Source organism: Streptomyces sp. SCPE 10, from assembly GCF_051980735.1.
In the GTDB taxonomy this organism is placed as follows: domain Bacteria; phylum Actinomycetota; class Actinomycetes; order Streptomycetales; family Streptomycetaceae; genus Streptomyces; species Streptomyces misionensis.
In genome coordinates this window covers 4,753,147-4,774,297 of sequence record NZ_CP197069.1, presented here as the reverse complement: position 1 = coordinate 4,774,297, position 21,151 = coordinate 4,753,147, and the positions used below count along the sequence as shown (strand labels likewise).

The following is a 21,151-nucleotide window of genomic DNA, read 5'->3' as shown; positions in this document are numbered from 1 at the left end:
ACGGGTTTTGTACACCGCGCCTTCTGACACTGTTCTGTCATGGGACAGCAAGCGACTCGGGTCCGAACGGCCGGGCTGGGCAGGGTGGTCGGGGCGGAGCCGGCCTCGGTGTGCGGGGCGGTGCTGCTGCTGCCCGGTGGGGAAGAGGTCTCCACGCGCCGGCGGTCCCCGGTGTGGGCGGCGGCGTTCGTCCGGTCGTTGGGGCGCCGGTTCGCCCGGGAGGGGCGGGCGGAGGGGGTGGCCGTGCACGCCGTCCGCTACCGCTGCCGGGGCTGGAACGGCAGCGAGGCCCAGCCCGCCGCCGACGCGGAGTGGGCCGCGGACGAGGTCGTGCGGCGGTACGGGGACGTCCCCGTGTGCCTGGTCGGCGTCGACATGGGCGGCCGGGCGGCGCTGCGGGCGGGGGGCCACGAGGCGGTCAACTCGGTGGTGGCGCTGGCGCCCTGGCTTCCCGCGGAGGACGTGGCCGCGCCCCCCGAACCGGTGAAGCAGCTGGTGGGGCGGCGGGTGCTGATCGTGCACGGCACCAACGACCGGCGTACCGACCCGGAGTTGTCGCTCCGGCTGGCGGCGCGGGCGAAGAAGGTGAACCGGGAGGTGTGCCGGTTCGAGGTGCACTCCGACGGGCACCGGTTGCTCGGTCACCGGGACGAAGTCGTGTCGCTGGCGGCCGACTTCGTGCGCGGCGCGCTGTTCGGGCATCCGGTCTCCCGGCCGGTCGAGGACGCGCTGGCCGCGCCGCCGCCGATCGGGCTGCGGATGCCGCTGGCCGCCGGGTTCGGCAGGTCGCTCAGGCGCTGAGGCGGGCCGGTTCAGGGCAGCAGGTTGCCCCGCCTCGACAGCAGGAACGTCTTGAAGGCGGCCACCGGCGGGGTGTCCGGGCGGCCGGCCGGCCAGGCGACGCCGATCTCGCGGACGGCCCGGGGCGCGGTGACCGTCAGTTCCACCACCCCCGGTCTCGGCACCGTGGGCGGCGGCAGCAGGGCGACCCCGAGGCCGGCCGCGACCAGGCCCCGGATGGTCTCCGCCTCCTCCCCCTCGAAGGCGATCCGGGGCGCGAACCCGGCCTCGCGGCACAGGTCGTCGGTGATGCGGCGCAGGCCGTAACCGGGTTCCAGGGTGACGAAGTTCTCCTCGGCCGCCTCGGCCAGCCGGATCCGGCGGCGGCCCGCCAGCGGGTGGTCGGCGGGCACGACCAGGCGGAGCTTCTGCTCGTCCAGGCGGCGGGCGACCAGGTCGGGGGCGTCCGGGACGGGGGAGGTCAGGCACAGGTCGAGGCGGCCGGCGCGCAGGCCCTCCAGCATGGCCTCGCCGTGGTTCTGGACCAGGCCGAAGCGGATGCGGGGGTGCTCGGCACGGAAGGCGTGCAGCAGTCCGGGCACGGTCTCGGCGCCCATGGTGTGCAGGAAGCCGAAGGCGACCTTGCCGGTGGCCGGGTCGGCGTCCGCGCGGACCTCCTCGGCGGCGCGTTCCACCTCGGCGAGGGCGCGTTCGACGGAGGCGAGGAAGGCGCGGCCCGCGGTGGTGAGGACGAGGGTGCGGCCGCGGCGGGCGAACAGGTCGACGCCCAGGTCCTCCTCCAGCCGGGCGATGGCGCGCGAGAGGGTGGACTGGGGGACGTTCATCTCCTGGGCGGCGCGGGTGACGTGCTCGGTGCGGGCCACGCCGGCGAAGTAGGCGAGGCGGGGCGCGAGCAACAGCGCCATGTCTTCTGTGTCACCGGACGGTGACAGGCGGGGCTGTGACCTCTGCTGATGCTCCATGGGATCGATTATGGCGATTCCATGCATTGGACGGATGTAAGGAGTGTCCCTACGGTCGAGGTATGTCTCCCGCCAGTACCGGGGCGTCCACCACCGTGGACGCCGACGCGCCCGTCACCGCCACCGAGCCCCCCGCCGCCGCAGAGACCCCCGACACCCGGATGACACCGGGCGGCCCCGGCTACCGCCGGATGAGCCTCGCCCTCTTCCTCGCCGGGGTCGCGACCTTCGCCCTGCTGTACTCCACCCAGGCCCTGCTGCCGCTGATCTCCGACGACCTCGGGGTCGCGGCGGGCGAGGCGAGCTGGACCGTGGCGGCCGCGACCGGCGGTCTCGCCCTGTTCGTGCTGCCGATGAGCGCGCTGTCGGAACGTTTCGGCCGCCGTACGCTCATGACGGCGTCGCTGTCGGTCGCGGTGGCCGTCGGCCTGCTGGTGCCCTTCGCGCCGTCGATCGGCGCGCTGGTGGCGCTGCGCGCGGTGCAGGGCGCGGCGCTGGCCGGGCTGCCCGCGTCGGCGCAGGCGTACCTGGCCGAGGAGGTGCGGCCGCGGGCGCTGGTCACGGCGATCGGGCTGTTCGTGGCCGGCAACAGCGTCGGTGGCATGAGCGGCCGGCTGATCACCGGCTGGGTGGCGCAGATGTGGGGCTGGCGGGTCTCGGTCGGCGTGATCGGGGTGGTCGCGGTCGGGTGCGCGGTGGCGTTCCGGCTGCTGCTGCCCGCGCCGCGGCACTTCACGGCGGGCTCGCTGCGCCCCCGCGTCCTGCTCGGCACGGTCCGCGACCACCTGCGCGACCCGCTGCTGCGCCGCCTGTACGCGATCGGCGCGCTGTTCATGACGGTGTTCGGCGGCGTGTACACGGTGATCGGCTACCGGCTGACGGGCGCGCCGTTCGGGCTGCCGCAGGGCATCATCGGCTCGATCTTCCTGGTCTACCTGGTGGGCACGGTCTCGGCGTCCACCGCGGGCCGGCTGGTGCGCCGGGTCGGCCGCCGGGGCGCGCTCTACCTGGCGGGCGGCACGACCGCGGCGGGTCTGCTCCTCTCCCTGGCCGGGTCGCTGCCTCTGGTGCTGCTCGGTCTGGTGCTGATCACGGCGGGTTTCTTCGCCGGGCACGCGGTCGCCTCCTCGGCGGTGAGCAGGACCGCCACCCACGGCCGTGCCCAGGCCTCGGCGCTCTACCAGTCGGCCTACTACATCGGCTCCAGCGTCGGCAGCACGGTCGGGGCCGTGGCCTTCCACTCCGACGGCTGGTCCGGCACGGTGGGCGTCGGCCTCCTCGCGATCCTCGGGGTCGTCGCCATCACGGTCCTCGGCTCGCGGGCGGCACGGCGGGAGCCGGCCCCGGCGTAACCCGCGAGGTCTCGCGTTCCCCCTGGTCGGGGCCGGTTGTCAGGGGGCGCGGATAGCGTCCGCGGGGCAACTGGGCCGTCGACGCAGGGGGTTTGCCGTATGGAGTTCCGGATCGCGCGCGGGGAGCTGGCGGAGGCGGTGGCCGGGGCGGCGCGGGCGCTGCCGGGGCGTACGCCGGTGCCCGTGCTGGGCGGGCTGCTGCTGACGGCTCAGGCGGGGCGGCTGACGGTGTCCGGGTCCGACTTCGAGACCTCGGCCCGGGTGGAGACCGGGGCGGAGGTGGGCGCGGCGGGCCGGGTGCTGGTGCTCGGGCGCCGGCTGCTGGACGTCTGCCGGGTGGTGCCGGAGGGGCCGGTGAGCTGCGCGCTGGAGGGGACGCGGTTCACCGTGGAGGCGGGCGGCACCCGGTTCGGGCTGTCGACGCTGCCGTACGAGGAGTATCCGGCGCTCCCGGCGGCGCCGGCGGAGTACGGGGTGGTGGACGCGGAGGCGTTCGCGACGGCCGTCGGTCAGGTGGCGGTGGCCGCGGGGCGGGACGACACGCTGCCGGTGCTCACCGGGGTCCAGCTCCGGCTGGCGGGCGCGGAGCTGACGCTGTCGGCGTCCGACCGGTACCGCTATGCGGTGCGGCGGCTGGAGTGGCGGCCGGGGGATGCGGCCGGGGAGCCGGTGGAGGTGCTGCTGCCCGCGCGGCGGCTGCTGGAGACGGCGCGGGGGCTGGCGCGGTGCGGGTCCGTGCGGGTGCTGCTGGCGCCGGGGGACGGGACGGCCGGGGTCGTGGGGTTCGTGGGCGGGGGCGCGCGGACGTTGCTGCGGCGTCTCGACGGCCGGCTGCCGGGGTACGGCACGCTGTTCGAGCTGACCGGTGCCGCGGTCGCCGAGGTGGACACCGAGGCGCTGGCGGAGGCGGTGCGGCGGGTGGCGGTGGTGGCCGAGGCGAGCAGCCCGGTGCGGCTGGATTTCGCCGCGGACGGGGGCACGCTGCTGGTGCGGGCGGGTTACGGGGACGACGTGGCGGCGCAGCGGCTGCCGGCCGTGCTGCGCGGCGCGAAAGAGGCGACGGTGGCGTTCAACCCGGCGTATCTGCTGGACGCGCTGAACTCCTTCACGTGCCCGGGGCTGCGGATCGAGCTGCTCGGGGCGGGTCAGCGGGGGCTGCTCGGTGGCACTGGGGAGGCGGACGGCCATCGGCATCTGCTCATGTCCGTAAAGCAATTGGTCTGATCCGGTCGCTTTACGACTCCGGCGGTCATTGTCAGTGGGCTGCGGTAGCTTCGCGAGTGGTGGGGCGCGAAGACGCGTACGAACGGTCACAGGACGGGTGGGCGATGGGTGACGGTACGGCGACGGCGGGGATCGACGCCGCCCTGGAGAGGCACCGGACCGAGCTGACCGGGTACTGCTACCGGATGCTCGGGTCCTCCTTCGAGGCGGAGGACGCGGTGCAGGACACACTGGTGCGCGCCTGGCGCGGGCAGGACGGGTTCGAGGGCCGGTCGTCGCTGCGCTCGTGGCTGTACCGGATCGCGACGAACGTGTGCCTGGACATGCTGTCGGCGGGCAACAGACGGGCCCGGCCGATGGATCTGACCGACGCGACGCCGCTGGCGCAGGCGGCGCTGTCCCCGCGCCCCGACCACACCTGGCTGGAGCCGGTGCCGGACGCGCGGGTGCTGCCGGCGGTGGGCGACCCGGCGGAGGCCGCGGTCGCCAAGGAGTCGGTCCGGCTGGCGTTCATGGCGGCGTTGCAGCAACTGCCGCCCAAGCAGCGGGCGGTGCTGATCCTGCGCGAGGTGCTGGCGTGGAAGGCGAGCGAGGTCGCCGAGCTGCTGGACACCTCGGTCGCCTCGGTCAACAGCGCGTTGCAGCGGGCGCGCGCCACGCTCGCCGAGCGCTCGGCGGCCGGTGCCGAGGGCGAGGTGTCCGACCCGCTGGACGAGGAGCAGCAGAAGCTGCTGGAGCGCTATGTCAAGGCGTTCGAGGGGTACGACATGGCGGCGCTGACAGCGCTGCTGCACGAGGACGCGGTCATGACGATGCCGCCGTTCGACCTGTGGCTGCGCGGTCCGGCGGACATCACCGGTTTCATGTCCACCATCGGCGCCTCCTGTGCCGGCTCGCGGCTGGTGCCGGTGCGGGCCAACGGGCTGCCGGGGTTCGCGCACTACAAGCCGGACCCGGACAACGGCGGCTTCAGCCCGTGGGCGGTGCAGGTGCTGGAGCTGTCAGGGGGCCGGATCACCGGTTTCCACTGCTTCCTCGACACCGCGCGCTGGTTCCCGCTCTTCGGTCTGCCCCTCCATCTGGAAGCGGAGGCCGGCGAGGGCGAGGAGGGCGCGTAGCGCGGGAGCGGGGGCGCGCAGCCGGATCCGCCCGCCGGCCCGGCGGGCGGTCAGCTCCAGCCGGGCCAGCAGGTCCACCTGGGTGATGCCCGGCGGCCCGAGCGCGCCCACGTCGCACACGACGGTCCGGGCGCCGGTGCGCTCCAGTGCGGCCCGTACGGCGGCACAGAGCGCCGGCACCTCGTCCCGCCCCGCGGTCGCGGGCAGCACGAGCACGGGGGGTTCCTCGGTGTCCACGGGGAGGTAGACGGCCGGGCGGGGCGTAACTCATCGCGGCGCCGGGGCCGACCGGAATCACATTGACCGACCGCGCGTGCCCGCTGGAGGGTTGGGGCCGTGACGGGGGTACTCAGCGGTTTCGCGGTGATCGCGATCGTGATCGGGGCGGGCTATGTGCTCGGGCGGCGCGGGACGCTCGGGACGCAGGGCGTGGAGGTGCTGACGCGGCTGGCGTTCACGGTGGCCGGTCCCGCGCTGCTGTTCACCACCCTGGCCAAGGCGGATCTGTCCGTGCTCTTCTCCGCCCGCCTGCTGGTGACCACGCTGAGCACGGCGGCGGTCTGCGCGGTGTTCGTCGCGGTCGGGGCGGCGCGGCGGTGGGGGACGGGCCGTACGACGATCGGCGCGCTGTGCTCGGGGTACGTCAACTCGGGCAACCTCGGCATCCCCATCGCCGCGTACGTCCTCGGCGACGCGTCACTGGTGGCGCCGGTGCTGCTCTTCCAGGTCGTCCTCGTCACGCCGGTCGCGCTCACCGTGCTGGACCTGTCGGGCACGGGCGACAAGGGCACGCTCGCGCAGCGCCTGCTGACGCCGCTGCGCAACCCGATCGCGGTGGGGTCGCTGTCCGGGGTCGTGGTGTCGGCCGCGGGCTGGAGGCTCCCCGGCCCGGTGATGGAGCCGCTCACCCTGATCGGCAACATGTCCGTCCCCGCGGCCCTGCTGGCCTTCGGCATGTCCCTGCACGGCAGCGCGGCGCCCTGGCGCGGCCCGGACCGCCGACTGGTCTTCCTCTCCGTGGCGTTGAAGTCCCTGGGCCAGCCACTGGCCGCCTGGGCCCTGGCCACGTCCCTCTTCCACCTCCACGGCGCCCCCCTGCTCGACGTGGTCGTCACCTCCGCCCTCCCGGCGGCCCAGAACCTCTTCACCTACGCCACCCGCTACCACGTCGCCCCGTCCCTGGCCCGCGACTCGATCCTCCTGTCGACGGTGGTCTCGGTACCGGTACTGGTGGGGGTGGCGACGGTTTTGGGGTGAGCGTCAGCCGACGGGGAACTCGCCGGTGTCGATGGTCACGCCGAACGGCTCCGGCAGCGTGATCGGGTCCCCGAACCTCACGGCGCGCAGCACCCGGTACACGTCACCCTGCGGCTCGCCGTACAACGTGATGGTGGGTCCTCCGGGAGCCCAGTTGTCGATGAGTAGATAGAGAGCCACCCCGGCCTGCGCGTAGCCGGCCGCCTTCTTGATCCGGTCGTGCCCAGCGTTCGCTCTGGAAGTGATCTCCACAACGAGTTCGGCAGCAGCTGCGGGAATGTAGTTCCCTTTTCTGACGCGCAAGGCCTCCCTCGGGGCTACGGCAAGGTCCGGAATGTACAGCCCTGCCCGGAAGGGCACAGCCGTGCCCAGCGTCTGGTAGATGCCCCAGTCCTTGGGGATCACCTCATAAAGACTGCGCTGCACGAGGTCGGCAATGTCGTTGTGATCGTTGGACGGCGGTGGTGACACGGTGACGATCCCCTCGATGATCTCCACCTTGCAGCCCTCGGGCGCGTCCGTCTCCTGCCAGATCCGGACGAGGTCTTCCCATTCACGGCCGTCGGCCGCCGAGTGGTCGACGGTGAGTGCGCTCATGGCGATCTCCTATCGGGGCGTCACCGATCCCAGCATGCCGAACGGGACCCGTGGGGGTCCACCGGTCCCGTTCATCCGTATGAGGAAGCCGCAGGTCAGCCGATGCGTTCCAGCACCACCGGGTCGGGCGTGAAGTCCGTGCCGGGGTCGGCGATGTCGTAGGAACCCCGCACCGCCTGGAGGGCGTAGTCGAAGCGGTCCGGGGTGTCGGTGTGCAGGGTCAGCAGGGGCTGGCCCTCGGTCACCGTGTCGCCGGGCTTGGCGTGCAGCTCGACGCCGGCGGCGGCCTGCACCGGGTCCTCCTTGCGGGCGCGGCCGGCGCCCAGCCGCCAGGCGGCGATGCCGATGTCGTACGCATCCAGACGGGTGAGAACGCCGGAGGACGGGGCGGTCACCACGTGCTGCTCGCGGGAGGTGGGCAGCGGGGCGTCCGGGTCGCCGCCCTGGGCCGCGATCATGCGGCGCCAGACGTCCATCGCCGAGCCGTCGGCCAGCGCCTTGGCCGGGTCGGCGTCCTTCAGGCCGGCCGCGTCCAGCATCTCGCGGGCCAGGGCGAGGGTCAGCTCGACCACGTCCGCCGGGCCGCCGCCCGCCAGGACCTCCACCGACTCGCGGACCTCCAGCGCGTTGCCCGCCGTCAGACCGAGCGGGGTGGACATGTCCGTCAGCAGCGCGACCGTGCGCACGCCGTGGTCCGTGCCCAGGCCCACCATGGTGGAGGCCAGCTCACGGGCGTCGGCCAGGGTCTTCATGAAGGCGCCGGAGCCGACCTTCACGTCCAGCACCAGGGAGCCCGTGCCCTCGGCGATCTTCTTGGACATGATGGAGGAGGCGATCAGCGGGATCGCCTCGACCGTGCCGGTGACGTCGCGCAGCGCGTACAGCTTCTTGTCCGCGGGGGCCAGGCCGTCGCCCGCCGCGCAGATCACCGCGCCGACCGAGTCCAGCACGTCCAGCATCTCCTCGTTGGAGAGCAGGGCGCGCCAGCCGGGGATGGACTCCAGCTTGTCGAGGGTGCCGCCGGTGTGGCCGAGGCCCCGGCCGGACAGCTGCGGGACGGCCGCGCCGCAGGCCGCGACCAGCGGGGCCAGCGGCAGGGTGATCTTGTCGCCGACGCCGCCGGTGGAGTGCTTGTCGGCGGTCGGGCGGGACAGCATGGAGAAGTCCATGCGCTCGCCGGAGGCGATCATGGCCGCCGTCCAGCGGGCGATCTCGCCCCGGTTCATGCCGTTGAGCAGGATCGCCATGGCGAGCGCGGACATCTGCTCGTCGGCGACCTCGCCCCGGGTGTACGCGTCGATGACCCAGTCGATCTGCTCGTCGGTCAGCTCGCCGCGGTCCCGCTTGGTGCGGATGACGGAGATGGCGTCCATGGCCATGGCTGATGGGTTCCTTCCGGGAGGTGCGAAGGTGTACGGCCCCCCTGAGGTGGTCAGGGGGGCCGTACGGGAGTTACTTGGTGAGATGGTCCGGGCCGAAGGCCTGCGGGAGCATCCGGGACAGCGGCAGGACGCCCTCGGGGGTGTCCAGGAGCAGCTCCGGGCCGCCGAACTCGTACAGCAGCTGGCGGCAGCGGCCGCACGGGACGAGCAGCTCGCCCTCACCGTTCACGCAGGTGAAGTGGGTGAGGCGGCCGCCGCCCGTGCGCTGCAGCTCGGAGACCAGGCCGCACTCGGCGCACAGGCCGAGGCCGTAGGAGGCGTTCTCGACGTTGCAGCCGGTGACGGTGCGGCCGTCGTCGACCAGGGCCGCCACCCCGACGGGGTAGCCCGAGTAGGGGGCGTAGGCGTGCACCATCGCCTCCCGGGCCGCGGCGCGCAGCGCCTCCCAGTCGAATCCGCCGTCTTCCTGACTCACTTGCCCTGACCCTTCCGGTACCGCATGCCGTCCGCCTTCGGCATCCGCAGGCGCTGCGCGGACAGCGACAGCACCAGCAGCGTGACGACGTACGGCGTGGCACCCACGAAGTCGCTCGGCACCTCGTCGGTGAACAGGTACCAGACCAGCACGGCCGCGGCCACGACCAGGCTGACCACGCCCTGCCACATCGCCTTGCGGTACAGCTTCCACCCGGCGAGGGCGACGAGCAGCACGACCAGCAGGAGCAGCAGCGCGTGCACGGTCGTACCGCCGTTGCGCAGCTGGAGGGCGTCGGAGTAGCCGAACAGGCCCGCGCCCATGGCCAGGCCGCCCGGCCGCCAGTTGCCGAAGATCATCGCGGCGAGACCGATGTAGCCGCGGCCGCCGGTCTGGCCCTCCAGGTAGGTGTGCGAGGTGACCAGCGCGAGGAAGGCGCCGCCGAGGCCGGCGAGACCGCCGGAGACGGCGACGGCCGCGTACTTGTAGCTGTACACGTTGACGCCCAGGGACTCCGCGGCGACCGGGTTCTCGCCGCAGGAGCGCAGCCGCAGTCCGAACGGGGTGCGCCACAGCAGCCACCAGCTGCCCACGAAGAGCACCACGGCGAGGATGGTCACCACGGAAAGGTGGGTGACCACGCCGCCGAGGATGCCGGCGAGGTCGGAGACCAGGAACCAGTGGTGGCCCTCGATCGACTGGAGGCCGTCGGACAGGCCGGGGACGGTGACGTCCGGCAGGGCGTCGACGGGCGGGGACTGCTTGGGGTTGCCGCCCGCGTTGGCCGCCGCGCCGTCGGTGAAGCAGAGCTTGGCGAGGTACTGGGTCGCGCCGAGCGCGAGCAGGTTGAGCGCGACACCGGAGACGATGTGGTCGACGCCGAAGGTGATGGTGGCGACCGCGTGCACCAGGCCGCCCAGGACGCCGAAGCCGATGCCGCACAGCAGGCCGAGCCAGGGGCTGGACTGCCAGCCGGCCCAGCCGGCGCCGAAGGTGCCGAGGATCATCATGCCTTCGAGGCCGATGTTGACCACACCGGCCCGCTCCGACCACAGGCCGGCGAGACCGGCGAGGCCGATCGGCACGGCGAGCCCGAGGGCGGCGCCGACCTGGCCCGCGGAGTCGAGGTCCTGCGAGCCGGTGATCACCCGGACCGCGGCCAGGAGCAGCAGCGCGCCCGCGACGAGCACCAGGATCTGGCCGAGCGAGCGGCCCGAACTGCGCGGCGCGGCGTCCGCGGCCTTGGGCGCCGCGGGCGGCGGCGCGTCGGTCATCGTGGCAGTCATCACGCCACCTCCTGCTTCTTCATCGGGGCGGCGGCGACCTGGGCGGCGAGTTCCGCGCCGACCCGCTGCTGCTGGCGCTTGAGGCCGTACCGGCGTACGACCTCGTAGGCGATCACGACGCACAGGACGATGACGCCCTGGATCACGCCGAGGATCTCCTTGTCGTAGCCCTGGAACTCCAGGTGGTTGGTGGTGCGCTCCAGGAAGCCCCACAGCAGGGCGCCGAGCGCGATGCCGATCGGGTTGTTGCGGCCGAGCAGCGCGATGGCGATGCCGGTGAAGCCGATGCCGGTCGGGAAGTCGCTGCTGAACTGGTAGCTGTCGTTGAGCAGGGTCGGCATGCCGATCAGACCGGCCACCGCACCCGAGATGATCATGCTGGTGGCGACCATCTTCTTCACCGACACACCGCTCGCGGCGGCCGCGCTCTCGGACTGGCCGACGGTGCGCAGGTCGTAGCCGAACCGGGTGCGGCCGAGGACGAACCAGTACGCGATGCCGACCAGGGCGGCGATCACGATGAAGCCCCACAGCTCGCCGGCCGGGCCGGTGTCGATGTTGAAGAAGTGCGACGACGACGGCAGCGGCTTGGTGGCGACGACGGTGCCACCCTGCTGGAGCTGGGCGAGCTTGCCGGGCTGGAGCAGATAGGCGATGACCGCGGTGGCGATCGAGTTCAGCATGATGGTCGAGATGACCTCGCTGACGCCGCGGGTCACCTTGAGGACACCGGCGATGGCCGCCCACACCGCGCCGGTTCCCATGGCGCAGATCAGGATGAGCAGCACGGAGAGCCAGCCGGGCAGGGTCAGCGCCCCGCCGAGCACGGCGGCGAAGAACGCGGCGAGCCGGTACTGGCCGTCGACACCGATGTTGAACAGGTTCATCCGGAAGCCGATGGCCACCGAGACGCCCGCGAGGTAGTACGTGGTCGCCTTGTTGAGGATGTAGACCTGGCTGTCGCTGGCGAAGCCGTAGGTCAGCATGTCGCTGAAGGCGGGGCCGGGGTTCTTGCCGGTCGCGAGGATCACCAGGGCGGTGATGACGAGCGCGGCGACGATCGCGAGCAGCGGTGCCGCGATCCCGAGGAGCAGCCGCTCCTTGTCGATCCGTGAGGTCAGCTTGTTCATCGCGCGTCGTCCTCCGCGTGCTCCAGGTGGCCGGTGGCCGCACCCGTCATGGCGGAGCCCAGCTCCTCGGGGGTGATGGTGGCGGGGTCGGCGTCGGCGACCAGGCGGCCGCGGTACATCACCCGCAGGGTGTCGGACAGTCCGATCAGCTCGTCCAGGTCGGCGGAGATCAGCAGCACGGCCAGGCCCTCGCGGCGGGCCTCGCGGATGTGGTCCCAGATGGCCGCCTGCGCGCCGACGTCCACACCGCGGGTGGGGTGGGCGGCGATGAGCAGCTTGGGGGCGTGGCTCATCTCGCGGCCGACGATCAGCTTCTGCTGGTTGCCGCCGGACAGCGAGGCGGCGGTGACGTCGATACCGGGGGTGCGGACGTCGTACGACCGCACGATCCGCTCGGTGTCGGCGCGGGCGCCCTTGGTGTCGAGCAGCGCGCCGCGGGAGTTGGGCTTCTCGGTGACGTGGCCGAGGATGCGGTTCTCCCACAGCGGGGCTTCGAGGAGCAGGCCGTGGCGGTGGCGGTCCTCGGGGATGTAGCCGATGCCGGCCTCGCGGCGGTCGCGGGTGGCGCGCTGCGAGATGTCGGTGCCGTCGAGGGTGATGGTCCCGGCGTCCGGGTGGCGCATGCCCATGATCGCCTCGACCAGTTCGGACTGGCCGTTGCCCTCCACCCCGGCGATGCCGAGGACCTCGCCCTTGTGGATGGTGAAGGAGATCTGGTCGAGGATGACGCGCTCGATGCCGTCCAGGTCGGTCTGGCCGAGGTGCAGGCCCTCGACCGTGAGCATCGGGACGTCGGTGACCGTGGACTCCTCGGTCTCCGGGGTGGGCAGTTCGCTGCCGACCATCATCTCGGCGAGCTGCCGGGGGGTGGTGGAGGCCGGCTCGGCGGTGCCGACGGTCGTGCCGCGCCGGATGACGGTGATCTCGTCGGCGACGGAGAGGACCTCGCCCAGCTTGTGCGAGATGAAGATGACGGTGAGGCCCTCGGCCTTGAGCTCGCGCAGGTTGTCGAAGAGTGCGTCGACCTCCTGCGGCACGAGGACGGCGGTGGGCTCGTCCAGGATGAGCGTCCTGGCGCCGCGGTAGAGGACCTTGAGGATCTCCACGCGCTGGCGGTCGGCGACGCCCAGCTCCTCGACGAGGACGTCGGGGCGCACGTTCAGGCCGTACGCGTCCGAGATCTCCTTGATCCGCGTGCGGGCCTTGCCGCCGATGCCGTGCAGCTTCTCCGCGCCGAGGACGACGTTCTCCAGCACGGTGAGGTTGTCGGCGAGCATGAAGTGCTGGTGCACCATGCCGATGCCGCGGGCGATGGCGTCGGCGGGGTTGTTCAGGACCGCCTGTTCGCCGTCGATGGTGATGGTGCCCTCGTCCGGCTGCTGCATGCCGTAGAGGATCTTCATCAGGGTGGACTTGCCGGCGCCGTTCTCACCGCACAGGGCATGGACGGTGCCCTTGGACACGGTGATGTCGATGTCGCGGTTGGCGACGACGCCGGGGAAACGCTTGGTGATGCCGCGCAGTTCGACGGCAGCGGGAGGGCTGGACGCGTTGATGGCGCACTCTCCTCGGGGAAAGGGGCTGCGTAGGGGAGGGAGGGCAGGCGTCGGCGACGCTAGCGCGGCAACTCCTAGCTACACGCGTAGAGTTGACACATTGTTATGGCTCGGCGAGGGGGCCGCGAACGACTCACCCGCGCCGAGCCGGGGTCCGGTGGACGGACCGGACCCTTGTGGGCCGACGGGTCCGGTGGACGGCCGGACCCCTACAGGTCGGTCGGGTCAGCTCAAGGGGTGGTCTTGACCTTGATCTTGCCGTCGACGATCTGCTGCTTGGCGGCGTCCAGCTTGGGCTGGATGTCCTTGATGAAGCCACCGCTGGTGGACAGGGAGACACCGCCCTTGGCCAGCGAGTAGACGTTGTTGCCGGCGAGCGGCTTGCCGTCCTTGACGGACTGGATGAAGTCGAAGACGCCGACGTCGACGTTCTTGACCACCGAGGTCAGGATGGAGTTCTTGTACTTCTCCATGCCCGGGATGCTGTACTGGTCGGAGTCCACGCCGATCGCCCAGGCGCCCTTGACGCCGTTGACGGCCTCGATGGCGCCGGTGCCGGAGGAGCCGGCCGCCGTGTAGATGACGTCCGCGCCGTTGTCGAGCATGCCCTGCGCGGCCTGCTGGCCCTTGTCCGGGCTGGAGAAGCCGGAGGTGTCCTGGCCGTGGGACAGGTACTGGACGTCGACCTTCACCTTGGGGTTGGTGTCGTGCACACCCTGCACGTAACCGGCCTCGAACTTCTTGATCAGCGGGTTGTCGACACCGCCGATGAAGCCGATGTGGTTCTTCTTGGTCTTCAGCGCGGCGGCGACACCGGCCAGGTAGGAGCCCTGCTCCTCGGTGAAGGTGATGCTGTTGACGTTCTTGCCGTCCACGACCGAGTCGACGATGCCGAAGCTGGTCTTGGGGTACTTGGCGGCGATCTTCTGCACCGACGGGGCGTAGGCGTAACCCACGGCGACGATCGGGTTGTAGCCGGCGTCCGCCAGGTCCTGGAGGCGCTGCTCGCGGTCGGCCTCGGTGTCCGAGGTCTTGGCGGTCAGCTCCTTGATGGAACCGCCGAACTGCTTCTCGGCCTTGTCGGCGCCGCGCGCGGCGGAGTCGTTGAAGGACCGGTCGCCGCGACCGCCGACGTCGTAGGCGAGACCGATCTTGACGCCGCCCTTGCCACCGCCCGAAGGGGAGGAACTGGAGTCGTCGGAGGACGTCTTGCCACAGGCAGTGGCGGCAAGGGCGAGGGCTGCGGTGGTGAGACACGCAGCGGAAAGCTTGGCTACCCGGCGCACGGGAAGGCTCCTTCACCTGACCTGAGCGCCATGTCGGCGCTTGAGCCGAACACCCCGGCGGCGACGGCTTCGCGGCATCGTAACGCGCGTAGATGTCGCAAAAAACCCTCTCTCGAAGCCGTTATCGATTCGAGGCAAACAGCATCTGAACTCGAAGTCCGAGCTGTATCGCGGGGGTGTTGCGCACAGCACACGATTGGCTTGCGGATGTGTTGCGCCGGAGCGCGGGGCCCCTTCGGCGGCCGGGGTGCGGCCCCCGAAGGGGCCGCCCGCCTCAGGCCTGCCGGCCGTCGCTGTCGTCCAGGAAAGCGGCCGCGGTGAACATCTCCACGCCGACCGTGATGGCGTGCTCGTCGGCGTCGAAGTCGCCCTGGTGCAGATCGCGCACGGTGCGCTCGCCGGGGCGGCGCACCCCGAGCCGGGCCATGGCGCCGGGCACGTGCTCCAGGTACCAGGAGAAGTCCTCGCCGCCCAGGCTCTGCTCGGTGCTCTCGACGGAGTCCCGGCCCCGGCGCGCGGCCATCGCCCGGCGCAGCAGATCGGCGGCGTCGCGGTCGTTGACGACGGGCGGCACCCCGCGCACGTAGTTGATCTCGGACTTGGCCCGGTGCATGGTGGCGACCTCGTCGATGGCCGCGTGCACGATGTCGGGGGCCTGCCGCCACGCCTCCAGGTCCAGGCAGCGGACGGTGCCGGACAGCTCGGCGTGCTGCGGTACGACGTTCGGCGCGTGCCCCGACTCGATCCGGCCCCAGGTGAGGGCGAGTCCGACGCGGGTGTCCACACGGCGGGCGATCAGCGCGGGCACGTCCACCGCGACCCGGGCGGCGGCGGTGACCAGGTCGGTGGTCAGGTGGGGGCGCGCGGTGTGTCCGCCGGGGCCGTCCAGGGCGATCTCCAGCCGGTCACAGGCGCTGGTGATCGGACCGTGCCGCAGCCCGATCCGGCCGGCGTCGACGCGCGGGTCGCAGTGCACGGCGAGGATCCGCCCGACCCCGTTGAGCGCGCCGTCCTCGATGGCCGCCAGGGCGCCGCCGGGCAGCACCTCCTCGGCGGGCTGGAAGATCAGCCGTACGGGCCGGCCGAGCAGGCCCTTGGCGTGCAGGTCGGCGAGGACGAGACCGGTGCCCAGCACCACGGTCGTGTGCACGTCGTGCCCGCACGCGTGCGCCCGGTCGGGGACGGTGGAGCGGTACGGGCAGTCACTCTTCGTGTCCGGGATCGGCAGCGCGTCGATGTCGGCGCGCAGCGCGAGCAGCGGTACGGCGGGGCGCTCGCCCTCCTTCAACCCGATGTCGCACACGAGTCCGGTTCCGGTGGCGAGGACGCGGGGGCGCAGCCCGGCCTTCTCCAAGCGCTCTTTGATCGCGGCGGTGGTGCGGAACTCCTGGTTGCCGAGTTCCGGGTGCATGTGCAAGTCGCGGCGGAAGGCGACGAGTTCGGCGTGCAGGGACTCGCTCAGCGCGCCGGGGAGCACATCCCCCGAAAGGCCGGCCTCGGACTCTAGGGACATCAATTGCTTCACCCTCTGAAGGGTAGGACGCCCCGCCGGTCAACTACCCCTGGATCAACAAAAGTTCAGCCCGATAGGGGAAGAAAATCTGACCGCCGGACGCATGGGTGCGGACTCTGCTGGGTAAAACCCTCTGTTTTCCTCCTTCCACGGATACCACGGCTCGCCGGGATCACGCTCGCCATGTCCACGAACCGGACCTCCGGTCGGCCCGCGCCCACTAGAGTCCGCAGCCGTGACCGAGGCGACCGAGGACTTCCTGCAGACGACCCGTACCTCCTACGACACGATCGCCGGGGACTACGCGGCCCGCTACCCCTCCGGCCTGGTGCATCCCCTGGACCGGAGCGTCGTCATGGCGTTCGCCGAGCTGGCGCGGGGCACGGCCCCGGTGGCCGACCTGGGCAGCGGGCCGGGCCATGTCACCGCGCTGCTCCACGGGCAGGGGGTCCCGGCGTTCGGCGTCGACCTCTCGCCCGCGATGGTGACGCTGGCCCGCCAGGCCCATCCGGGGCTCCGCTTCCGCACCGGTTCGATGACCTCGCTGGACGTCCCGGACGGGTCCCTGGGCGGCCTCCTCGCCCTCTACTCCACGATCCATGTGCCGGACAGCCACCTGCCGGGGGTCTTCGCCGGGTTCCACCGCGTGCTCGCCCCGGGCGCCCCGGCGCTCCTCGCCTTCCAGACCCCGAAACCCGGCGAACCGCTCCCCCGTCTCCGCCTCGCGGAACGCTTCACCCACAAAATCACCCTGGACTGCTACTGGCGTACCCCCGAACAGATCACGTCCCTGCTGGCCGAGGCGGGTCTCGCCCTGGTGGCGACGGTGCGCCGGGAGCCGTCCGAGGAGGAGACCCGGCCCCGGGCGTTCGTGCTGGCCAGAAAGGCGTAGGGGCGGGAGCCCGGCGCCCTCAGCCGGTGGGCACCCCCACCTGCCCCCGCTCCAGCGCGGCCCGCAGCTCCCCCATCGCCCGGGCCGCGACGGCCAGCCGCTCGCCCTCGAACGTGCCGCCCATCAGCTCGGCCAGGCACTCGCCGAAGGTCCGGGCCGCCGCCTCGGCCAGTTCCGCCCCCGCCTCCGTCAGCTCCAGCAGCGACGACCGGCGGTCGGCGGGGTTGGGGCGCCGCACGACCCACCCCCGCTTCTCCAGCCGGTCGATGCCCTTGCTCGTCGCGCCGATGCCGATCGCGAACTCGGTGGCGAGGTCGGCGACCCGGGCGCCGGGGTGGTCGCGGAGCCGGCGCAGGAACTCGTACTGGGACGTGACGATGCCGTGCCGCTCGCGGAGGCGGTCGTTGAGGGCGTTGTACAGGCGCGTCTCGCAGCGCACGAGGTCGTCGAAGAACCCCACGAGGGCCGGGGAGCCGTCACCACTTGATTTATATTCCACGGCATATAGTGTAGCGGCAGCTATCGGAGATCGGAGATGCAGGCATGAGCAAGGAACAACGAGCGGCACTGCGCGCGGAACTGCGCCGCGCGCCGCAGCCCGAGGGCCCCCGGTCGATCGAGGCACTCCGGGCCGGTTTCCGGGCGCTGATGGCGCAGATGCGCATCCCGGACGGAATCCGCACGAAGACCACCGAGCTGGGCCCCCGCCCGGCCCTCCTGGTCGAGCCCGCCGGCCCGGACCCCGCGCCGCGTCCCGGGACGATCCTGTACTTCCACGGCGGCTCCTTCCTTCTCGGCTCGCCCGAGACCGCCCTCTGCCTGACCGCGAACCTCGTGGTCAGGACCAAGATCAGGGCGCTGTCCCTCGACTACCGCCTCGCCCCCGAGCACCCCTTCCCGGCCGCGGTCGAGGACTGCCTGGCCGCCTACCGGGCGCTGCTGGACGCCGGCGAGGATCCGGGCCGGATCGTGTTCGCCGGGGACTCGGCCGGGGGCGGCCTGACCGTGACCACGTGCCTCGCCGCGCGGGACGCGGGGCTGCCGCTGCCCGCGGCGATCGTGGCGTTCTCGCCGGGCCTCGACGCCACGCGGACCGGTGAGAGCGTGGACTCCAAGGCCGGGGACGACCCCTTCTTCACCCGCGATGGCCTGGAGCGCAGCGGAGCGCTCTACCTCGCGGGGCAGGATCCGCGCCATCCCCTGCTCAGCCCGGCCGTGCACGCCGACCCGGCGGGCCTTCCGCCGATGCTGCTCCAGGTGGGCACGGACGAACTCCTGCTGGACGACTCCACCCGGATGGCCGAGCGCGCGCGGGCGGCGGGCGTGGACGTCGTACTCGACGTCACCGCGGACGTGCCGCACGTCTTCCAGGCCTACTCCGGCTCGCTGGACGAGGCCGACCAGGCGCTGGACCGGGCCGCGCTCTTCCTCACGCAGCACGTCCGCTGATCCCTAGAAGTGCTCCACCTTCTGCCCCTCGGGAACCCGGTAGCAGCCGGAGACGACCATGAGGCTCAGCTTGGGCGGGTTCCTCTTCTTCATCTGGGTGATGTGGACGCCGGCCTTCTGCTCGTCGTTGTCCGCCACCAGGGTGAGGTTCTTGTTCCGGCTGGTGTCGGGCCCGTACTCGACGATCTTCCAGCCGTGCTCCGGCATCCCGTCCTTGAGGTGCCGCATCGCGGCGTCCAGATCGCTCGCCGACGCCGGGTAGAAGCTCCACTTGTGGAAGATCCGGAAGTACGTGTCCCGGTCCTTGCCGGAGCACTCCTGAACACCGGGGCCGCTGTCGGAGGCCTTTCCCTTGACGCCGATCAGACCGCCGATGCCGCCGGACAGCGCCTCGGTCGCGTCGGCGGCGTGCCGCGACGTGCTCCTCGGCTCGTTCGTGACCGTCGTACCGCACCCGGTGAGGGTGGCGAGTACGACGAACGCGGCGAGTGCGAGGGGCGTCAGGCCCGTCTTCACGACCGGCTTCGGAAGCAGTCGGAGACGACCGTGACCTCGATCATGGAGGAGCGCTTGGCGTCCGCGGGCTCCAGCCAGAGGCGGAGGTCGGCGGAGAGGTGACCGTCGGCCGAGTTGGCCACGATCTGCGGGAGCTTGGCGCGGCTTTTGTCCGGGCCGTCCTTGACGATTTTCCAGCCCTTGGCCGGCAGTTGCGCACGCACCCGGTCCATGGCCTGTTCGAGGTCGGCACCCGGCACGTCGTAGACGCTCCACGGGTGCCGCATACGGTGCACCGCGTCCTCCTCGGGGTACGCCGTGCAGGGCGTGGGCACGGCCCCCGACTGGGTGACTTTGCCTTTCACCGCCAAAATGTCGAGGATCTCGCTGGACGCCCGCTCGACACTCTGTTTGACGGCTCGCTCGTCGCGGACGTCGGCCTTCTTCTCGTCGTTCTCGTTGCTCACCTGAGAGCAGCCTCCCAAGAGGACGGCGGCCAGTGCCGCGCTCGCAGCGGTCGCACATGTCTTATTCAAGGGTCACCTTGTCGTACTGGCCCGCGATAACGAGCGCTTGATTGCGCAGGCTCGTCGAGCCCTCGTCCCAGAAGGCGCCGTGGTCCTCGGCATCCGATTCCATGATGTTGGCACCGAACTCCGGGTCCGTCGGAATCGTCCAGTCGTCACCGAGGCCGGCGAGGTACTTCCCGCCGATCCTTACCGCCGCGTCGTTGCCGCCACCTTTCTCGGCCCACATGTGCCCCTGCGGAATGCCGAGGTCCGCGGCGTGCTTCGCCTGCATGCCGGGGCTGCCCACCGCGATGACATCGTCGACCGGCAGCGCCCCCTCGGGCCATACACGTGACTTTGCCGCGTCACCGATCAGGGTGGTGCCGTAGCTGTGTCCCGTCAAAGTGATGTGGCCCAAGTCGGTGTTCCCGGACACGCTCCGCCGGGCTTCGAGGTTGCCGTCGAGGTAGTGGGACAGGCCCGGCCCGCCCTTCTCCGCGTACTTGTCGAACATCGCCTCCGGGAAGAGACCACCGCCCTTCTCGAAGGGCTGCGCCTGCAACGGTGCGTCGTAGTCGAACCAGGTGATGGTGGAGACCGTCTGGCCCTGTGCGAACCGGTTGCTCTCGTGCCACAGGGTTTCACCGCGGCCGATGTCCTTGCCGATGTCCTGCAGGAGAGTGCCCGTGCCGGGAACGTAAATGCCGGTGTGGTCGGCGGTGTCCGGGTTCCCGTTGGCGATGATGACCTTGCCGTCGTGGCCCTTGCCCTCGGGAGAAAAGCCGATCAAGTATGCCTCGGGCAGTCCGTCGGTTCCCGTCCTGTCGAAACGGTCCTGGATCACGTCCATGCCGTTGATACGCCCTTCCAGGTCCTTTCTCTTCTTGTTCCACTCCTTCCATTCCTCGGTCTCGACCACGGCGCCCTTCACTTCAAGACCGGTGATCGGGCTGATGTAGGGGCGGTAGTGCTCGGGTTCCTTCTTCATCCAGGCATCCAGCTTGTCCTGGTACTCAGCCCTGCTCTCGGCGAGCACGACACGGTTGGCCTCGTCTCGCACGGCCGCCGGAAGCCCGTCCATGGCCCCGATGGAGTCGGGATGCAGGGAGATGTACGCCGCCTTCTGCTCGTCCAGGAGGTTGGACCACCATTCGGCGACCTCCGCGGGGTCGCCGTCCTTCGGTGGCTTCGGAAGGGAGCGGGCATAGGCGTCGGCGCCCTTCGCGACCTCGCCGGCATCGCTCTTGACGTCCGACCAGTCCCGGTTGGACACCACCAGGTCGTCGTCCGCCTTCAGCGCCCGTAGTTTCGGGGCCCACTTGGCGTCCGCGTCCGTGGCTTCCTTCAGGGCGTCGCCGATGCGGTCGGCGAACGCCACGGCCTTGCCGAAGTTCGGGTTCGGGTGCATGTTCACGGCCTGGCGCTCCAGCGCGGAGGCCGTCGGGTCCTTCGGGCCCGTTCCCGGCCGCACGGTGCCGCCCTCGGGCACCTTGCCGTCGACCTCCTTGCCGCCCGCGGGGAAGGTGACCGAGCCGTCCGCGCCGACCTTGCAGCCCGCCGCCTCGGCGTCCGCCAGGGCCGCCTCCAGCTTCCGCTTGGCCGCGGCCATGTCGAAGGCGAACGCGTTCAACGCGGTGCCGGCCAGCGCGCACTCGGTCTGCACGTAGTGGAGGTTCTTGCCCAGTTCCTTCAGCTCGCGCAGGGCCGCCTGCGCCGCCTTGCCTTCGAGCTTGTTGCGTATCGCCGCGCTGATCCCGTTCTCGACGGTGTCCTTGGCCGCGCTCGCCGTGTCGCTGGTGGCCTGGTAGCCGTCCGCGGCCTCCTGGTACTCGGACGGCTTCAGGGCCTTCAGCGTCGCCAGGTCCAC

At 71.5% G+C, this 21,151-nt stretch carries 21 protein-coding genes; 7 read left to right on the top strand and 14 right to left on the bottom strand.

Annotated elements, in window-relative coordinates; all coding sequences use genetic code 11:
* The first annotated feature begins 39 nt into the window (after window positions 1-39).
* Window positions 40-801: an alpha/beta fold hydrolase gene (locus ACSP97_RS22230; protein WP_355145707.1), complete on the top strand. Its 762-nt coding sequence runs from the start codon at window positions 40-42 to the stop codon at window positions 799-801.
* 11 nt (window positions 802-812) lie between these two features.
* On the opposite strand, the gene ACSP97_RS22225 is transcribed toward ACSP97_RS22230, so the two are convergent.
* On the bottom strand, window positions 813-1,763 hold the full coding sequence (locus ACSP97_RS22225) for a LysR family transcriptional regulator (RefSeq protein ID WP_355145705.1): 951 nt from the start codon (window positions 1,761-1,763) through the stop codon (window positions 813-815).
* A gap of 62 nt (window positions 1,764-1,825) precedes the next feature.
* Here ACSP97_RS22225 and ACSP97_RS22220 point away from each other — a divergent pair, with 62 nt between their 5' ends.
* From ACSP97_RS22220 to ACSP97_RS22210, 3 genes are all read left to right on the top strand, one after another.
* Window positions 1,826-3,115, top strand: coding sequence for an MFS transporter (locus tag ACSP97_RS22220; protein WP_355145703.1), 1,290 nt, complete (start codon window positions 1,826-1,828; stop codon window positions 3,113-3,115).
* A 99-nt stretch (window positions 3,116-3,214) separates the two neighbouring features.
* Window positions 3,215-4,339: a DNA polymerase III subunit beta gene (gene dnaN, locus ACSP97_RS22215; protein ID WP_440553918.1), complete on the top strand. Its 1,125-nt coding sequence runs from the start codon at window positions 3,215-3,217 to the stop codon at window positions 4,337-4,339.
* Between the two features lie 104 nt (window positions 4,340-4,443).
* Window positions 4,444-5,457 carry a sigma-70 family RNA polymerase sigma factor gene (locus ACSP97_RS22210; RefSeq protein ID WP_358675915.1) on the top strand — a complete coding sequence of 338 codons (1,014 nt, stop codon included), beginning with the start codon at window positions 4,444-4,446 and terminating at the stop codon, window positions 5,455-5,457.
* Here ACSP97_RS22210 and ACSP97_RS22205 read toward each other — a convergent pair.
* Window positions 5,341-5,673, bottom strand: a complete 333-nt coding sequence (locus ACSP97_RS22205; protein WP_440553916.1) for an STAS domain-containing protein — start codon at window positions 5,671-5,673, stop codon at window positions 5,341-5,343. The two genes, ACSP97_RS22210 and ACSP97_RS22205, sit on opposite strands and share 117 nt — an antisense overlap.
* Before the next feature lie 120 nt (window positions 5,674-5,793).
* Here ACSP97_RS22205 and ACSP97_RS22200 point away from each other — a divergent pair, with 120 nt between their 5' ends.
* Entirely contained in the window at window positions 5,794-6,714 is a 921-nt protein-coding gene (locus tag ACSP97_RS22200; RefSeq protein ID WP_440553914.1) for an AEC family transporter, read from the top strand.
* A 3-nt stretch (window positions 6,715-6,717) separates the two neighbouring features.
* Here the strand turns inward: ACSP97_RS22200 and ACSP97_RS22195 are convergent, their stop codons facing one another.
* The 8 genes from ACSP97_RS22195 to ACSP97_RS22160 form a co-directional block, all read right to left on the bottom strand.
* Window positions 6,718-7,311, bottom strand: a complete 594-nt coding sequence (locus ACSP97_RS22195; RefSeq protein ID WP_355145693.1) for a Uma2 family endonuclease — start codon at window positions 7,309-7,311, stop codon at window positions 6,718-6,720.
* A gap of 95 nt (window positions 7,312-7,406) precedes the next feature.
* Window positions 7,407-8,684: a thymidine phosphorylase gene (locus ACSP97_RS22190; protein ID WP_440558466.1), complete on the bottom strand. Its 1,278-nt coding sequence runs from the start codon at window positions 8,682-8,684 to the stop codon at window positions 7,407-7,409.
* 79 nt (window positions 8,685-8,763) lie between these two features.
* Window positions 8,764-9,108 (bottom strand): cytidine deaminase, encoded by a 345-nt coding sequence (locus ACSP97_RS22185; RefSeq protein ID WP_440558465.1) that lies wholly within the window; start codon window positions 9,106-9,108, stop codon window positions 8,764-8,766.
* A 56-nt stretch (window positions 9,109-9,164) separates the two neighbouring features.
* Window positions 9,165-10,454, bottom strand: coding sequence for an ABC transporter permease (locus ACSP97_RS22180; RefSeq protein WP_355145688.1), 1,290 nt, complete (start codon window positions 10,452-10,454; stop codon window positions 9,165-9,167).
* On the bottom strand, window positions 10,454-11,584 hold the full coding sequence (locus ACSP97_RS22175) for an ABC transporter permease (protein WP_180329722.1): 1,131 nt from the start codon (window positions 11,582-11,584) through the stop codon (window positions 10,454-10,456). Before ACSP97_RS22175 ends, ACSP97_RS22180 begins: the two co-directional genes overlap by 1 nt.
* The gene (locus tag ACSP97_RS22170) at window positions 11,581-13,140 is read right to left on the bottom strand and encodes an ABC transporter ATP-binding protein (protein WP_355146043.1); all 1,560 of its coding nucleotides are present in this window, start codon (window positions 13,138-13,140) and stop codon (window positions 11,581-11,583) included. The genes ACSP97_RS22175 and ACSP97_RS22170 overlap by 4 nt, the downstream gene beginning before the upstream one ends.
* Window positions 13,141-13,370: 230 nt before the next feature.
* Window positions 13,371-14,426: a BMP family lipoprotein gene (locus ACSP97_RS22165; RefSeq protein WP_355145686.1), complete on the bottom strand. Its 1,056-nt coding sequence runs from the start codon at window positions 14,424-14,426 to the stop codon at window positions 13,371-13,373.
* A gap of 274 nt (window positions 14,427-14,700) precedes the next feature.
* The gene (locus tag ACSP97_RS22160; RefSeq protein ID WP_355145684.1) at window positions 14,701-15,939 is read right to left on the bottom strand and encodes an amidohydrolase; all 1,239 of its coding nucleotides are present in this window, start codon (window positions 15,937-15,939) and stop codon (window positions 14,701-14,703) included.
* Between the two features lie 235 nt (window positions 15,940-16,174).
* On the opposite strand from ACSP97_RS22160, the gene ACSP97_RS22155 reads away from it, so the two are divergent.
* Window positions 16,175-16,831 carry a class I SAM-dependent methyltransferase gene (locus ACSP97_RS22155; protein ID WP_440553911.1) on the top strand — a complete coding sequence of 219 codons (657 nt, stop codon included), beginning with the start codon at window positions 16,175-16,177 and terminating at the stop codon, window positions 16,829-16,831.
* Window positions 16,832-16,850: 19 nt separating this feature from the next.
* Here ACSP97_RS22155 and ACSP97_RS22150 read toward each other — a convergent pair whose 3' ends face one another.
* Entirely contained in the window at window positions 16,851-17,330 is a 480-nt protein-coding gene (locus ACSP97_RS22150; RefSeq protein WP_355532088.1) for a MarR family winged helix-turn-helix transcriptional regulator, read from the bottom strand.
* Window positions 17,331-17,374: 44 nt separating this feature from the next.
* On the opposite strand from ACSP97_RS22150, the gene ACSP97_RS22145 reads away from it, so the two are divergent.
* A complete protein-coding gene (locus ACSP97_RS22145; RefSeq protein WP_440553909.1) occupies window positions 17,375-18,280 on the top strand; it encodes an alpha/beta hydrolase in 906 nt (301 codons plus the stop codon).
* Window positions 18,281-18,283: 3 nt separating this feature from the next.
* Here the strand turns inward: ACSP97_RS22145 and ACSP97_RS22140 are convergent, their stop codons facing one another.
* The 3 genes from ACSP97_RS22140 to ACSP97_RS22130 form a co-directional block, all read right to left on the bottom strand.
* Window positions 18,284-18,796 (bottom strand): hypothetical protein, encoded by a 513-nt coding sequence (locus ACSP97_RS22140; protein ID WP_355532084.1) that lies wholly within the window; start codon window positions 18,794-18,796, stop codon window positions 18,284-18,286.
* Window positions 18,793-19,242 carry a hypothetical protein gene (locus ACSP97_RS22135; protein ID WP_355532082.1) on the bottom strand — a complete coding sequence of 150 codons (450 nt, stop codon included), beginning with the start codon at window positions 19,240-19,242 and terminating at the stop codon, window positions 18,793-18,795. Before ACSP97_RS22135 ends, ACSP97_RS22140 begins: the two co-directional genes overlap by 4 nt.
* Window positions 19,243-19,303: 61 nt before the next feature.
* Entirely contained in the window at window positions 19,304-21,151 is a 1,848-nt protein-coding gene (locus ACSP97_RS22130) for an alpha/beta hydrolase (protein WP_440553906.1), read from the bottom strand.

Bases quoted from the DNA above. Each gene is read 5' to 3' on its own strand.
- ACSP97_RS22210 (WP_358675915.1), top strand. From the start codon at position 4,444: ATGGGTGACGGTACGGCGACGGCGGGGATCGACGCCGCCCTGGAGAGG.
- ACSP97_RS22190 (WP_440558466.1), bottom strand. From the start codon at position 8,684: ATGGACGCCATCTCCGTCATCCGCACCAAGCGGGACCGCGGCGAGCTG.
- ACSP97_RS22175 (WP_180329722.1), bottom strand. From the start codon at position 11,584: ATGAACAAGCTGACCTCACGGATCGACAAGGAGCGGCTGCTCCTCGGG.
- ACSP97_RS22145 (WP_440553909.1), top strand. From the start codon at position 17,375: ATGAGCAAGGAACAACGAGCGGCACTGCGCGCGGAACTGCGCCGCGCG.
- dnaN (WP_440553918.1), top strand. From the start codon at position 3,215: ATGGAGTTCCGGATCGCGCGCGGGGAGCTGGCGGAGGCGGTGGCCGGG.
- ACSP97_RS22225 (WP_355145705.1), bottom strand. From the start codon at position 1,763: ATGGAGCATCAGCAGAGGTCACAGCCCCGCCTGTCACCGTCCGGTGAC.
- ACSP97_RS22195 (WP_355145693.1), bottom strand. From the start codon at position 7,311: ATGAGCGCACTCACCGTCGACCACTCGGCGGCCGACGGCCGTGAATGG.
- ACSP97_RS22230 (WP_355145707.1), top strand. From the start codon at position 40: ATGGGACAGCAAGCGACTCGGGTCCGAACGGCCGGGCTGGGCAGGGTG.
- ACSP97_RS22185 (WP_440558465.1), bottom strand. From the start codon at position 9,108: ATGGTGCACGCCTACGCCCCCTACTCGGGCTACCCCGTCGGGGTGGCG.
- ACSP97_RS22160 (WP_355145684.1), bottom strand. From the start codon at position 15,939: ATGTCCCTAGAGTCCGAGGCCGGCCTTTCGGGGGATGTGCTCCCCGGC.
- ACSP97_RS22220 (WP_355145703.1), top strand. From the start codon at position 1,826: ATGTCTCCCGCCAGTACCGGGGCGTCCACCACCGTGGACGCCGACGCG.
- ACSP97_RS22180 (WP_355145688.1), bottom strand. From the start codon at position 10,454: ATGACTGCCACGATGACCGACGCGCCGCCGCCCGCGGCGCCCAAGGCC.